Raw genomic sequence first — 14,163 nt, forward strand, 5'->3', positions numbered from 1 at the left:
TCGGCTGCGGGGCACGTGTGGTGGGCGGCGGGATGGCAGCCAAAATAGATTGCTATTGTATTGATATATTTATATTAAATCCTGTCTTGGCGATATGCATACCGCCAGAACGCAATGTGGGCCAGGAGGTGCGTCAATGAATCGTCTCGTTTCGTCCCAATGTCTTACGCAGCCTCTTCCAGCTTTCCGCAGCGGGACTGCTCTGCGCGGCCGGGGTCTTTGTCGCCTCGTGACGTCACACTAGGCTGTCGGCCATGATCCCGCTTTCCGTCCTCGACCTGTCCGTCGTCACAACAGGCACCAAGCCCGCCGCCGCACTCCGCAACAGCATCGATCTGGCGCGCCATGTCGATGGCCTCGGCTATGTCCGCTACTGGCTCGCCGAGCACCACAACCTCGCCTCGGTCGCAAGCCCGGCGCCCGATCTGATGATCGGGCAGATCGCGGCGGTGACCCAGCACATCCGCGTCGGCTCCGGCGGCGTGATGCTGCCCAACCATGCGCCGCTCGTCGTCGCCGAGCGGTTCAAGATGCTGGAGGCGCTGTTTCCCGGCCGCATCGATCTCGGCCTCGGCCGCGCGCCCGGCACCGACGGTGCCACCGCCTACGCGCTGCGCAGCCGGCTCGATCGCCACGAGGGCGACGATTTCCTCGAGCGGCTGCATGAGCTGACCCTGTGGGAGACGCGCGATTTCCCGACCGGCCACCCCTACAACAATGTGGTGGCGATGCCGGATGATTCGCCGCTGCCGCCGATCTGGCTGCTCGGCTCGAGCGACTATTCCGCCGAGCTCGCAGCCCAGGTCGGGATGGGCTTTGCCTTCGCGCATCATTTTGCCACGCACGACGCGATCGCGGCGATGACGAATTATCGGGCGCATTTCAAGCCGTCAGGCTGGCGCGCCACGCCGCAATCGATCCTGGCGGTCGCCGTCGTTGCCGCGGACACCGATGCGGAAGCCGAGCGGCTTGCGATGTCGATGGATCTCAACCGGCTGCGCCGCGACCGCGGTCAGTATCTGCCGCTGCCGAGCGTCGAGGAGGCCGAGGCCTACCTTTACAGCGACGCCGAGCGCGCCTCGATTGCACGCAACCGCGCGCGGCTGTTCGTCGGCAGTCCTGCAACGGTGATGACGAAGCTGCAGCCGCTGATCGCGGCAAGCCAGGCGGACGAGTTGATGGTGATCTCCGCGGTCTACGACCACGCGGCGCGCAAGAAGTCCTACAGCCTGCTGGCCGAGGCGTTCGGGCTGCAGAAGAAGGCGGTCGCATAACGATTGTCGTCCCGGCGAAAGCCGGGACCCATTACCACGGATCAAAGTTGTTACGCATCGCTGGGGCCGCTATTCCTCCCACAACCCAAGCCGGTGGTTGTGGTCCCGGCTTTCGCCGGGACGACGGACGAAAAGGCTGCGTGCTCGGTTCAGTCCTGCGTCTCGCTGAACGTCGCGCGGAACGGGTTGCCGGGATAGACGCCGAGGATGCGGAATTCGCGCGAGAAGAATTTCAATTCCTCGAGCGCGAAGGCGAGCCCGCGGTCGTCGGGGTGGCCGTCGACATCGGCATAGAATTGCGTGGCGAAGAAATTGCCGTCGACCATGTAGCTCTCGAGCTTGGTCATGTTGACGCCATTGGTGGCAAAGCCGCCCAGCGCCTTGTAGAGCGCGGCCGGCAAATTGCGTACCCGGAAGACAAAGCTGGTGACCAGCGGTCCCGAACCCTGCGCGGCCCATTTGGCCTCGCGCGCCAGCACCACGAAGCGGGTGGTGTTGTGGGCTTCGTCCTCGATGTCCTCGGCGAGAATGTCGAGACCGTAGATCTCGGCGGCGAGGCGCGAGGCGATCGCGGCCACGGTCCTGTCGCCGCGTTCGGAGACGTCGCGGGCGCTGCCGGCGGTGTCGCCGGCGACGATCGGCTTGATGCCGAGCTTGCGGATCGTGCGCCGGCACTGGCCGAGCGCCTGCACGTGGCTTTCCACGCTCTTGATGTCGGCGAGCTTGACGCCCTTGAGCGCATCAGCTGATGGCGGATCGGCAAGAACCATTCGCCGACGATGAACAGGCCGGAAGCGGGCAAGAGGTGATGGATGTCGGCGACGCGGCCGGCGACCGAGTTCTCGATCGGGATCATGCCGAGATCGGCCTCGCCCGAGGAGATCGCGGCCAGCGCATCCTCGAAGGTCGGGCAGGGCATCGGCTCGGCGTCGGGATAGGCCTCGGCGATCGCGATGTGGGAATTGGCGCCAGGCTCGCCCTGGAACGCGATTTTCAGCTTCTTGGTCATGGGTTCTTTCCTGCGGGGCCTTTTAGCACCCGCTCAGGCCTTGGAAAGTATTCTGCGGGCGGTTTCGAGGTCGGCCGGGGTGTCGACGCCGCGCGGGACGGTGTCGACGATGGTGATATCGATCCGCATCCCGGCCTCCAGCGCGCGCAGTTGCTCGAGGTTCTCCTGCTGCTCCAGCGGCGAGGGCGGCAGCTGCACGAACCGCTCCAGCGCGGCGCGGCGGTAGGCGTAGAGGCCGATATGGTGGTAGCGCGGCCCGTCGCCATAGGGCGCGGTGGCGCGGGTGAAATACAGCGCGCGCAATCGGTTCGCGCCAATCGGGGAGCCGACGGCCTTGACGACGCTCGGCGCCTGATCCTCCTCCTCGGTATGGATCCGCGAGGCCAGGGTCGAGATATCGACCGAGGGATCGTCGAGCGCCGGCATCACGCTCTGGATGGTCTCGGGCGTGATGGTGGGGAAATCGCCCTGCAGATTGACCACGATCTCGGCAGTCCGGTCCGGATCGAGGGTCGTCATCGCCTCATAGATCCGGTCCGAGCCGGAGGGATGGTCGGAGCGGGTCATCACGACCTCGCCGCCGGCAGCCTTCACCGCGGCTGCGATCTCGGCCGTGTCGGTGGCAACCGCGACCCGGCCGATCCCGGCTGCCTCGGCCCGCCGCAGCACGTGGACGATCATCGGCGCGCCTGCGATATCGAGAAGCGGCTTGCCGGGCAGACGGGTCGCGGCCATGCGGGCCGGAATCAGCACCAAGGTACGGGATTGCGTCATTCGTCTCGGGGCCCGTCCGGGCTGCGGAAATTGCCGGGGAGGAGGTTGAATTCGGCGCGTTTATACGGGTTGCCAGAGCGCGGGCAAACCGATATCTCAACCCTGCCTGGGGGGAGGCACGAAAGGTCGATTCCCGGGTCTTTCCCCGCGGCCGTATTCCCGGCCTGAAGTCGACATTCAAGGCCCGGAGCCTGACCCAAAATGGACTCCTTCGAACTCAACAAAATCCTCGGTGCGGTCCTCGGCACCTGCATCGTCGTCCTGGTGATGAGCTTTACCGCCGGATCGGTGTTTTCTGCGAAGCAGCCGGAGAAGCCGGGTTTTGAGATCGCGGTGAAGGAAGAGTCCCATGGCGGTGGCGGCGAGGCCGCAGCGGCCGCATCCGAGCCGATCGAGAAGCTGCTGCAGACCGCCTCGGCCGAGAAGGGCGCGGCGGCCGCCAAGAAGTGCCAGGCCTGCCATACCTTCGAAAAGGGTGGCCCCAACCGCGTCGGTCCGAACCTCTACGGCATCGTCGGCGAGAGGAAGGGCGAGGGCCGCGGCTTCAATTTCTCGGCTGCGATGAAGGGCAAGGGCGGCGATTGGTCGTTTGACGACCTCAACAAGTTCCTGACCAATCCGAAGGGCTTCGTCCCCGGCACCGCGATGGGCTTCGCGGGCGTGCCGAAGGACAGCGAACGCGCCGATATCATCGCCTATCTGAATTCGAACTCGGAGCATCCGGCTCCGCTCCCGACCGCTTCGAAGTAGCGAATTGCTTCGCGCAAGCATGCGGACGAAACGGCCAGGCAATGCCTGGCCGTTTTCGCATGGGCAATCCGCTGTCGCGGGGTTGTTATCGGGACGTTTCGCCGCACCGATATTGTTCCCGGGTCAATATCATGAGGAAAAAGCAACGTAATTTGTCGAACCGTTGCCTTATATTGGGTCCCATGTAACCGGGGCCGCAAGCAGGAAGAGCGAATTTGGCGATCACCCGACGACATCTCCTTCAAGGCAGCGCACTGGCGGCAATCGCTCCGGCGCTCGGACTCAACGCCAACTTGTCGGCGATCACGCCGGCCCTCGCCGACGACGCCCCGAACGGGCTGAAATGGCGCCACGGCCTCTCGACATACGGCGAAATCAAATACCCGGCCGACTTCAAGCGCTACGACTACGTCAATCCGGACGCCCCCAAGGGGGGCGTCGTGCGGCTGTTCCAGCCCGGCACCTATGACAGCTTCAACCTCGTGGTTGCGGGCTTGAAGGGCACGGTTTCGGCGGCCGTCAGCCGGATCTACGATTCGCTGATGGAAGCCTCGCTCGACGAGCCCGATACGTATTATGGCGAGCTCGCCGAGCGTGCGACCTTTCCCGATGACTTCTCCTATGTGATCTACCGCCTGCGGCCGGGGTCGCGCTGGCACGACGGCAAACCGGTCACGCCCGAGGACGTGATTTTCTCGTTCGAGGCGTGGAAAGCCAACAGCCCGATGTTCAGCGGCTACTACCGGCATATCGCCAAGGCCGAGAAGGTCGGCGACCGCGACATCAAGTTCACCTTCGACAGTCCGGGCAACCGCGAGCTGCCGATGATCACCGGCCAGCTCATCATCATGCCCAAGCATTGGTGGGAAGGCACGGACGCGCAGGGCAAGAAGCGCGACATCACCGCGAGCACGCTGGAGCCGCCGCTCGGGTCCGGTCCCTACAAGATCAAGGAATTCGTGGCCGGGCGGTCCGTGGTGCTCGAGCGCGTCAAGGACTATTGGGGCAAGGATATTCCGATCGCGATCGGGCAGAACAATTTCGATGAGCTGCGCTACGAGTATTTCCGCGACGACACGGTTGCGCGCGAGGCACTGAAGGCGGACCAGTTCGATTGGTACGGCGAGCGTAGCGCGAAGGAATGGGCGTCGGCCTACGACGTGCCGGCGGTGCGCGAGAAGCGGCTGCTCAAGGAGCTCTTCACCGTCCGCAATCAGGGCCGGATGCAGGGCTGGGTGTTCAATCTGAGGCGCCCGAAATTCACCGATCCCCGGCTGCGCCGCGCTTTCAACTACGCGTTCGACTTCGAAGAGATGAACCGCGTGCTGTCGACCGGCGAGTATCATCGCGATTCCAGCTATTTCGACGGCATCCCCGATCTGATGGCGACCGGCCTGCCGGAAGGCAAGGAGCTCGAGATCCTGGAGACCGTGCGCGACAAGGTGCCGCCGGAAGTCTTCACGACGCCATACAAGGATCCGGTCGGTGGCACGCCTGAAAACGTGCGCGCCAATCTGCGCGAGGCGACGCGGCTGTTGAAGGAAGCCGGCTTCGAGATCCGCGATCGCAAGCTGGTCGATTCCTCCGGCCAGCCGTTCACGGTCGAGATCCTCGGCATCAGCGGCGATTCCGGCATGGAGCGGATCGCTCTGTTCTACAAGCCGAGCCTTGAGCGTCTCGGCATCACCGTCAATCTGCGCGCCGTCGACACCGTGCAGTACCAGAACCGGGTGCGCGATTTCGATTTCGAGATCGTCACCCAGGTATGGGGACAGTCGATCTCGCCCGGCAATGAGCAGCGCGACAATTTTGGCTCGCAGGCGGCCGACCGGACGGGCTCGAACAATCTGCCCGGCATCAAGAATCCGGCCGTCGATGCCATCATCGAGCGCATCATCTTCGCCGGCAGCCGCGCCGATCAGGTCGCCGCCGCCAAGGCGCTGGACCGGGTGCTGCTCTGGAACTTCTACTGCGTTCCGCACTTCAACTACGACAAGCAGCGCTACGTCTATTGGGATCGCTTCAGCCATCCCGACCCACTGCCGAAATACGCCGTTGCAGGATTCCCAAATCTTTGGTGGTTTGACGCCGACAAGGCGGCCAAGCTCAAGCGTTCATAAGATCGAAGGATTCGCGCATGGCGCTATTCTCCCGTCGGCACGCACTCGGTCTCGGCATCGGTGCGCTGAGTGCTGCAGGCTTGCGTGTCGCACCGGCAGCGGCCGACAACGGAGCCGAGATGCACGGCATGTCGGTTTTCGGCGACCTGAAATACCCGGCGGATTTCCAGATCTTCGACTACGTCAATCCGAAAGCGCCGAAGGGCGGCGCCTTCTCCGTGATCCCATGGGTGCGCGCCTACAACCAGTCCTACTACACCTTCAATTCGCTGAACGCCTATGTCCTGAAGGGTGAAGGCGCGCAGGGCATGGACATGACGTTCGCGACGCTGATGTCGCGCGCCAACGACGAGCCCGACGCGATGTACGGCTTTGCCGCCAAATCGGTCCAGATCTCGCCGGACAAGCTGGTCTACCGCTTCGCCATGCGTCCCGAGGCACGCTTCCATGATGGCTCGAAGCTGACTGCGCAGGACGTGGTCTTCTCGCTCGCTACGCTGAAGGAAAAAGGTCACCCGCTGATCCAGGTGCAGCTGCGCGACTTCGTCAAGGCGGAGGCGCCCGATGACGCGACCGTGGTGGTGACCTTCGCGGCGGGGCGCGCGCGCGACGTGCCGCTGTTTGTCGCGAGCCTGCCGATTTTCTCCAAGGCCTATTACGCGACCAGGTCGTTCGAGGACTCGACACTCGATGCGCCGCTCGGCTCGGGGCCGTACAAGGTCGGCCGGTACGAGGTCAATCGCTATGTCGAGTACGACCGCGTCAAGGATTGGTGGGGCGCGGACCTTCCGGTCAACCGCGGCAGCTACAATTTCGACACCGTGCGCTATGAATTCTATCGCGACCGCGATGTGGCGTTCGAGGGCTTCACCTCGAAGAGCTATCTGTTCCGCGAGGAGTTCACGGCGCGCGTCTGGGCGACACGCTACGATTTCCCCGCGGTGAAGGATGGCCGCGTCAAGCGCGAGACGCTGCCCGACGACACCCCGTCCGGCGCGCAGGGCTGGTTCATCAACATGCGCCGCGACAAGTTCAAGGACCCGCGCCTGCGCGAGGCGCTGATCTGCGCCTTCGACTTCGAGTGGACCAACAAGACCATCATGTACGATGCGTATGCGCGCACTGTCTCGCCGTTCCAGAATTCGGACATGGTCGCGGAGGGGCCACCCTCGCCGGAGGAGCTCGCGCTGCTCGAACCGTTCCGCGGCCAGATTCCCGACGAAGTATTCGGCCTGCCGTTCGTGCCGCCGATGTCCGATGGCTCCGGGCAGGACCGCGCTTTGCTGCGCAAGGCGGTGCAACTGCTCAACGAAGCCGGCTGTGTCGTCAAGGACGGCAAGCGCGTGCTGCCGAACGGCGAGCCGATCACCATCGAATTCCTCAACGACGAGCCCTCGCTGCAGCCGCACCACGGGCCTTACATCAAGAATCTCGGAACGCTCGGCATCGAGGCGACGTTCCGCCTGGTCGACGCGGTGCAGTACCGCGCCCGGGTGGAAGACTTCGATTTCGACATGACCATGCAGCGCTTCAGCTTCTCGGCGACGCCCGGCGACAGCATGCGGCCGTTCTTCTCCTCGCAGGCGGCGAAGACCAAGGGCTCCTACAATCTCGCAGGCATCTCCAACCCGGCGATCGATGCGTTGATCGAGAAGATCATCGGCGCGAACAGCCGCCATGAGCTGACGGTCGCCTGCCGAGCCTTCGACCGCGTGTTCCGCGCCGGCCGTTACTGGGTGCCGCAGTGGTACCGCAACACGCATCCGATCGCCTATTGGGATCAGTTCGGTCATACCGAGAAGCTGGCGAAATATACCCAGGGCGTCGGTGCGCCGGAGAATTGGTGGTACGATGCGGCCAAGGCCGCGAAGCTCGAGCAGTCGAAGTAGCCGATGAGCGCCTATATCGCCCGACGTGTCCTGCTGATGCTGCCGACGCTGCTCGGCATCCTGTTTGTCTCGTTCGTCGTCGTGCAGTTTGCCCCTGGCGGTCCGGTCGAGCGTGTCATCGCGCAGATCAACGGCGCCGACACCGGCGGCACCTCGCGCGTGTCGGGTGGCGGTGGCGATTTCGGCGCGCAGCGTGGCCAGGGCGCCGCAGCGGCCGGCGCCGTCAACTCGAAGTATCGCGGCGCGCAGGGGCTCGACCCTGACTTCATCAAGAAGCTCGAGGTGCAGTTCGGTTTCGACAAGCCGGCGCCGGAGCGGTTCGCGCTGATGGTGTGGAATTTCGCGCGGTTCGACTTCGGCAACAGCTATTTCCGCAGCGTCAGCGTGCTGCAGCTGATCAAGGAAAAGCTGCCGGTCTCGATGTCGCTCGGCATCTGGATGACGCTCCTGACCTACCTGATCTCGATCCCGCTCGGCATTCGCAAGGCGGTGAAGGACGGCTCGCGGTTCGATACCTGGACCTCGGCCGTGATCATCATCGGCTTCGCGATTCCCGGCTTCCTGTTCGCGATCCTGCTGATCGTGCTGTTCGCGGGCGGCTCGTTCCTCAACATCTTCCCGCTGCGCGGCCTGACCTCGGACGGTTGGTCGCAATTCCCCTGGTACTGGAAGATCATCGACTATTTCTGGCATCTCACGCTGCCGCTGGTGTCGATGGCGCTCGGCGCCTTCGCCACCATGACGCTGCTGACCAAGAACTCGTTCCTCGACGAGATCCGCAAGCAATATGTGATGACCGCGCGCGCCAAGGGCTGCAGCGAGCGCCAGGTGCTGTACGGCCATGTCTTCCGCAATGCGATGCTGATCGTGATCGCGGGTTTCCCGGGTGCGTTCATCCACGCGTTCTTCTCGGGCTCGCTGCTGATCGAGACGATCTTTTCACTCGACGGGCTCGGCCTGCTCGGCTTCGAGAGCGTCCTGAACCGCGACTATCCGGTGGTGTTCGGAACGCTGTTCATCTTTTCGCTGGTCGGACTGGTGGTCAATCTGATCTCCGATCTCGCTTATATGTGGATCGATCCCCGGATCGATTTCGAGGCGCGGGAGGTCTGATGACGCTGCTCGCGCCCCAGCCGGTCGAGACCTCGACGCAATCGCCGCTCGGCGAGGCCGTGCCCGCCACGCGCCACGGCTTCTCGCCGTCGCCGCTGAACAAGCGGCGCTGGCAGAACTTCAAGGCGAACCGTCGCGGCTACTGGTCGTTCTGGATATTCCTCTTCCTGTTCGTAGCGTCGCTGTTCGCCAATGTCATCGCCAACGACAAGCCGCTGGTCGTCAAATATGACGGGCGACTGTACTGGCCGGTGATCTTCACCTATGCCGAGACCACCTTCGGCGGTGACTTCGAGACCGCGGCCGACTATCGCGATCCTTATCTGCAGAAGCAGATTGCCGCCAAGGGCGGCAGCATGATCTGGCCGCCGATCCGCTACTCCTATGACAGCCGCAACCTGGACCCGCCGACGGCGGTGCCGTCGAAGCCGACCTGGCTGCTGACCGAGAAGGAGTGCGCGGACGTGGTGAAGCGCAAGGGCCTGACCGGCTGCCGCGACCTCGAATACAATTGGCTCGGCACCGACGATCAGGGTCGCGACGTCGTCGCGCGGCTGATCTACGGCTTCCGCATCTCGGTGCTGTTCGGCCTGATTCTGACCATCCTGTCCTCGATCATTGGCATCGCCGCCGGCGGCGTGCAGGGCTATTTCGGCGGCTGGACCGATCTGATCTTCCAGCGGCTGATCGAGATCTGGACCGCGATCCCCTCACTTTATCTGCTCCTGATCATCTCGGCGGTGCTGCCGCCCGGTTTCTTCATCCTGCTCGGCATCCTCCTGCTGTTCTCATGGGTCTCGCTGGTCGGCCTCGTGCGCGCCGAATTCCTGCGCGGTCGCAACTTCGAATACATCCAGGCGGCGCGCGCGCTCGGCGTCTCCAACGGCGTCATCATGTTCCGCCATTTGCTGCCCAACGCGATGGTCGCGACCATGACGTTTCTGCCCTTCATCGTCTCGTCGTCGGTGATGACGCTGACGGCGCTGGACTTCCTCGGCTTCGGGCTGCCGCCCGGTTCGCCCTCGCTCGGTGAATTGCTGTCGCAGGGCAAGGCCAATGTGCAGGCGCCATGGCTCGGCCTCACCGGCTTCTTCTCGGTCGCGATCATGCTGTCGCTCTTGATCTTCATCGGCGAAGCGCGCGCGACGCCTTCGATCCGCGCAAGACGTTCTCGAAGGGCTGAGGCATGGACGCGATCAACCAGCCGCTGCTCGATGTCCGTGACCTCTCGGTCGCCTTCGGCCGTTCGCTTGCGGTCGACGGCATCTCGTTCTCGATCAAGCGCGGCGAGTGCGTCGCGCTGGTCGGCGAATCCGGTTCGGGGAAATCCGTCAGTGCGCTGTCGGTGCTGAAGCTGCTGCCCTATCCGACGGCCTCGCATCCCTCCGGCGCGATCCGGTTCCGCGGCCGCGATCTGCTGGCCGCATCCGACCAGGAGATGCGCGAGGTCCGCGGCAACGACATCTCGATCATCTTCCAGGAGCCGATGACCTCGCTCAATCCGCTCCAGACCATCGAGACCCAGATCGGCGAGATCCTGTCGCTGCATCGGGGCGTCAGTGGCGCGGCAGCTCGGGCGCGGACGCTGGAACTGCTCGGCCAGGTCGGCATCCCCGAGCCGGAGACCCGGCTGAAGAGCTATCCGCACCAATTGTCCGGCGGCCAGCGCCAGCGCGTGATGATCGCGATGGCGCTCGCCAACGAGCCCGATCTCTTGATCGCGGACGAGCCGACCACCGCGCTCGACGTCACCGTGCAGGCGCAGATCCTGGCGCTATTGGCCGAGATCCGTGCTCGGCTCGGCATGAGCCTCTTGTTCATCACCCACGATCTCGGCATCGTCCGCCGCATCGCCGACACGGTCTGCGTGATGAACAGCGGCAAGATCGTCGAGCAGGGCCCGGTCGAGCAGGTCTTCACCGCCCCGCAGCACGCCTATACCAAGGCGCTGCTGGCGGCCGAGCCGAAGCCGGATCCGGCGCCGCCGCAGCCGGACGCGCCGGTCGTGATGTCGGCGGACAATCTCAAGGTCTGGTTTCCGATCAAGCGCGGGCTGCTGCGCTCGACCGTCGGCCACATCAAGGCGGTCGATGGCGTCAGCCTCGCGGTGCGCAAGGGCGAGACACTCGGCGTGGTCGGCGAATCCGGCTCCGGCAAGACCACGCTTGGGCTCGCGCTGCTCAGGCTGATTTCGTCCGACGGCCCGATCGTGTTCCTCGGCAAGGATATCCAGGGGCTGCGCTTCAAGCAGATGCGGCCGTTCCGCCGCGACATGCAGATCGTGTTCCAGGACCCGTTCGGCTCGCTCAGCCCGCGCATGTCGGTGGCCGACATCATCGCCGAGGGGCTCGAGGTGCACCAGACACAGCTCTCGCGCGAGGAGCGCGAGGCGCGGGTGATCAAGGCATTGAAGGATGTCGGGCTCGATCCGGAATGGCGGTTTCGCTATCCGCATGAATTCTCCGGCGGCCAGCGCCAGCGCATCTCGATCGCCCGCGCGGTCGTGCTGGAGCCGAACTTCGTCGTGCTGGACGAGCCGACCAGTGCGCTCGACATGCTGTTCCAGGCCCAGATGGTCGATCTGCTGCGCGACCTGCAGCGCAAGCGCGATCTCACCTACATGTTCATCTCGCACGATCTGCGCGTGGTTGCCTCGCTGGCGAGCCATCTGATCGTGATGAAGTCCGGCAAGGTCGAGGAGGAGGGGCCGGCCTCCGAGCTGTTCAAGAATCCGAAGAGCGACTACACCCGCGCGCTGTTCGCCGCTGCGTTCCGGCATGAAGCGGAGGGCGGAGGGACGGTGGCGACGTAGCCTGCGCTCGTCATTCCGGGGCTCGCGAAGCGAGAACCCGGCATCCATCGAGCCGCACGTTCAATGGATGAATCGATTCCGGGCTCGACGCTGCGCGCCGCCCGAAATGACGCGATCAAAGCCGCTTGATTGCCACGACCTCGCTGCCGGCGGCCTTGATCCGCGCGATCGCGGCCTGCGTGTTCTCCACGACCGTCGCCATGTGATGCGCATTGGCGTGAACGATCGTCGTCGCATCGCGCGCAATCGCGACATGGCCTTTCCAGAAGATCAGATCGCCACGCTGCAGATGCTTCGATTCTGCTGAAGCCAATTCGCCGCCGAGTCCCTCCTGCTGCATGTCGCTGTCGCGCGGGCAGCCGGTGCCTGAGGCCGTCAGCGCGATCTGCACCAGACCGGAGCAGTCGATGCCGAGGCTCGACTTGCCGCCCCAGAGATAGGGCGTGCCGACGAATTGCTCGGCGATGGCGACGAAATCCGGCGCCATCGTGTCGAGCGGCGCGAGATGCCGACGCGGCAGGTGCCAGCCCTCGCGGGTCACCGCGAAGGCGCCGTCCTCGCGGATGATTGCGAGCTTGCTCCCCAGCGCCAACGCCTCGATCGGTGGCAGCTTGATCGACTGCCCCGGGAACGCCAGCGTGCGCAGCGCCGTCACCTTGTGCGTGGGCGCAACGCCGGGCTTAGCGAGCGTGGCATCGGGAATCCAGCCGACATATCCGTCATCGGCGAGCTGGCCCCAGGCCCAGCCTTCGCCGTTGCGGTCGTAGATCGTGACGCGCTCGCCGCGCAGCGCCTGCGTCATCTGTTCGGCATCGGCGGCCGGCGCCCGCCGCAGCGGCGCGATGGCATCCATGACCTCGAAGGTCTCGCCTTCGACGAAGCGTGCAGCCTTGACCTTGCCCTCGAGATATTTCGCGGCGACGTCGTCGCGGGCGGGAGTGAGGCGGGGATCATCCATAACGCTGACTCAGCAACTTGTAGATCGCGCGCGCGGCCTGGCACTCGCCGCCTTCGGGGCGGCCGGGCTTTGCGGATGGCGTCCAGCCGTAGATGTCGACATGCAGCCAGCTCCTGGCGTGCTCGACGAAGCGCTGCAGGAACAGCGCGCAGGTGATCGAGCCCGCAAAACCGCCTGATGGCGCGTTGGTGATGTCGGCGGTCTTGGAGTCGAGCCAAATATCGTAGGCCGGCCAAAGCGGCATCCGCCACAACGGGTCGTTCTCGCTCCTTGCACACGTCGCGACGTCGCCGGCGAGCGCCTCGTCATTGGTGTAGAACGGCGGCAAATCCGGGCCCAGCGCCACCCGCGCCGCGCCGGTCAGCGTGCCGAGATCGACCAGCAGATCCGGTGTTTCCTCGTCGGCCAGCGCCAGCGCATCGGCGAGCACCAGCCGTCCCTCGGCGTCGGTGTTGCCGATCTCGACGGTGATGCCCTTGCGCGACTTGAAGATGTCGAGCGGGCGGAACGCGTTGCCGGCAACCGCATTCTCGACCGCCGGGATCAGCACGCGCAGCCGCACCTTCAGCTTTGCGTCCATCACCATCTGTGCCAGCGCCAGCACATTGGCGGCGCCGCCCATGTCCTTCTTCATCAGCAGCATGCCGCTCGACGGCTTGAGGTCGAGCCCGCCGGTGTCGAAGCAGACGCCCTTGCCGACCAGCGTCACCTTGGGATGGGCCGGATCGCCCCAGCTCAGATCGATCAGCCGCGGCGCGCGCGTCGACGCCATGCCGACGGCGTGGATCAGCGGGAAGTTCTGCGCGAGCTCGTCGCCGTCGATGCAATTAAAGGTGGCGCCGAACCGGCTTGCGAGATCGCGCGCCACTTCGGCGAGCTCGGCTGGGCCCATGTCGTTGGACGGCGTGTTGATGAGGTCGCGCGCCAGCGCCGCGGCGTCCGCCATCCGCGCGATCTCGGCGGTGTCGACGCGTCGGGCGGCATCAGGCGGACCTCGGGGGCCTTGTTCTTGCGATAGCGGCCGAAGCGGTAGCAGCCGAGCGCGAAGGCGAGCGCGGCGAGCCGCGTGTCATGCGGCGCATTGGCAAAGCGGTAGACGCCCGGCGGCAGCAGGCCCGGCAGGGCGCCGGGCCGGAACGGATCGCGCGCCTTGTGGTCGGCATCCTCGAGGCCGAACAGCACCTGCGCAATGCCGCCGTCGGCCGCCGGCAGGGCAAGGGATTTGCCGGGCTTGGCCTCAAACCCGTTGGCCTCGGCGAACTGGCGCGCCGGCTCCGGCAATTCGCTGCGGATCGCATCCCAAGTCGCCTTGGTAACGAAGATGATCGGCGTGACGGCGGTCGTGGGTGCGGTCTCGAATACGGATGGCATGCGGCTCTCGGCTGTTCTGGCGTCGTGGGTCGCTACTACACGCCTTTCATGGCGGAAGGTAGCGCGCCCGCGGTTGACGTGACCTGCGGGATT

General features: G+C 64.9%; 8 protein-coding genes and 3 pseudogenes. 7 read left to right on the forward strand and 4 right to left on the reverse strand.

The features are described 5' to 3' along the window. Positions 1 to 254 precede the first annotated feature (254 nt). Positions 255 to 1,274, forward strand: a complete 1,020-nt coding sequence (locus ALC15_RS17160) for an LLM class flavin-dependent oxidoreductase (protein WP_050628259.1) — start codon at positions 255 to 257, stop codon at positions 1,272 to 1,274. A 149-nt stretch (positions 1,275 to 1,423) separates the two neighbouring features. Here ALC15_RS17160 and ALC15_RS17165 read toward each other — a convergent pair. Next, positions 1,424 to 2,283 (reverse strand): annotated as a pseudogene (locus ALC15_RS17165) (prephenate dehydratase). Between the two features lie 33 nt (positions 2,284 to 2,316). Beyond that, complete coding sequence (locus ALC15_RS17170; RefSeq protein WP_050628260.1) at positions 2,317 to 3,057, reverse strand: 3-deoxy-manno-octulosonate cytidylyltransferase; 741 nt, start codon at positions 3,055 to 3,057, stop codon at positions 2,317 to 2,319. A gap of 201 nt (positions 3,058 to 3,258) precedes the next feature. On the opposite strand from ALC15_RS17170, the gene ALC15_RS17175 reads away from it, so the two are divergent. From ALC15_RS17175 to ALC15_RS17200, 6 genes and pseudogenes are all read left to right on the forward strand, one after another. Further along, on the forward strand, positions 3,259 to 3,807 hold the full coding sequence (locus ALC15_RS17175) for a c-type cytochrome (RefSeq protein WP_050628261.1): 549 nt from the start codon (positions 3,259 to 3,261) through the stop codon (positions 3,805 to 3,807). 215 nt (positions 3,808 to 4,022) lie between these two features. After that, entirely contained in the window at positions 4,023 to 5,927 is a 1,905-nt protein-coding gene (locus ALC15_RS17180; protein WP_167350150.1) for an extracellular solute-binding protein, read from the forward strand. 17 nt (positions 5,928 to 5,944) lie between these two features. Beyond that, positions 5,945 to 7,816, forward strand: a complete 1,872-nt coding sequence (locus ALC15_RS17185) for an extracellular solute-binding protein (RefSeq protein WP_050628262.1) — start codon at positions 5,945 to 5,947, stop codon at positions 7,814 to 7,816. A 3-nt stretch (positions 7,817 to 7,819) separates the two neighbouring features. After that, positions 7,820 to 8,929 (forward strand): microcin C ABC transporter permease YejB, encoded by a 1,110-nt coding sequence (locus ALC15_RS17190; RefSeq protein ID WP_050628263.1) that lies wholly within the window; start codon positions 7,820 to 7,822, stop codon positions 8,927 to 8,929. Beyond that, a pseudogene (locus tag ALC15_RS17195) lies at positions 8,929 to 10,112 on the forward strand (ABC transporter permease). The gene ALC15_RS17190 and the pseudogene ALC15_RS17195 overlap by 1 nt, the downstream one beginning before the upstream one ends. Before the next feature lie 3 nt (positions 10,113 to 10,115). Further along, the gene (locus ALC15_RS17200) at positions 10,116 to 11,741 is read left to right on the forward strand and encodes an ABC transporter ATP-binding protein (RefSeq protein WP_050628264.1); all 1,626 of its coding nucleotides are present in this window, start codon (positions 10,116 to 10,118) and stop codon (positions 11,739 to 11,741) included. A gap of 115 nt (positions 11,742 to 11,856) precedes the next feature. Here ALC15_RS17200 and ALC15_RS17205 read toward each other — a convergent pair whose 3' ends face one another. Together ALC15_RS17205 and ALC15_RS17210 are read right to left on the reverse strand one after the other, a co-directional pair. Continuing rightward, positions 11,857 to 12,699, reverse strand: a complete 843-nt coding sequence (locus ALC15_RS17205) for a C40 family peptidase (protein WP_050628265.1) — start codon at positions 12,697 to 12,699, stop codon at positions 11,857 to 11,859. Continuing rightward, positions 12,692 to 14,070: pseudogene (locus ALC15_RS17210) on the reverse strand (leucyl aminopeptidase family protein). Before ALC15_RS17210 ends, ALC15_RS17205 begins: the two are co-directional and overlap by 8 nt. Positions 14,071 to 14,163: the final 93 nt, after the last annotated feature.

This window comes from Bradyrhizobium viridifuturi (assembly GCF_001238275.1).
Classification (GTDB): domain Bacteria; phylum Pseudomonadota; class Alphaproteobacteria; order Rhizobiales; family Xanthobacteraceae; genus Bradyrhizobium; species Bradyrhizobium viridifuturi.

Excerpts from the sequence above, each read along its gene's own strand:
- ALC15_RS17160 (WP_050628259.1), top strand. The coding sequence starts at position 255 with ATGATCCCGCTTTCCGTCCTCGACCTGTCCGTCGTCACAACAGGCACC.
- ALC15_RS17170 (WP_050628260.1), bottom strand. The coding sequence starts at position 3,057 with ATGACGCAATCCCGTACCTTGGTGCTGATTCCGGCCCGCATGGCCGCG.
- ALC15_RS17175 (WP_050628261.1), top strand. The coding sequence starts at position 3,259 with ATGGACTCCTTCGAACTCAACAAAATCCTCGGTGCGGTCCTCGGCACC.
- ALC15_RS17185 (WP_050628262.1), top strand. The coding sequence starts at position 5,945 with ATGGCGCTATTCTCCCGTCGGCACGCACTCGGTCTCGGCATCGGTGCG.
- ALC15_RS17190 (WP_050628263.1), top strand. The coding sequence starts at position 7,820 with ATGAGCGCCTATATCGCCCGACGTGTCCTGCTGATGCTGCCGACGCTG.
- ALC15_RS17200 (WP_050628264.1), top strand. The coding sequence starts at position 10,116 with ATGGACGCGATCAACCAGCCGCTGCTCGATGTCCGTGACCTCTCGGTC.
- ALC15_RS17205 (WP_050628265.1), bottom strand. The coding sequence starts at position 12,699 with ATGGATGATCCCCGCCTCACTCCCGCCCGCGACGACGTCGCCGCGAAA.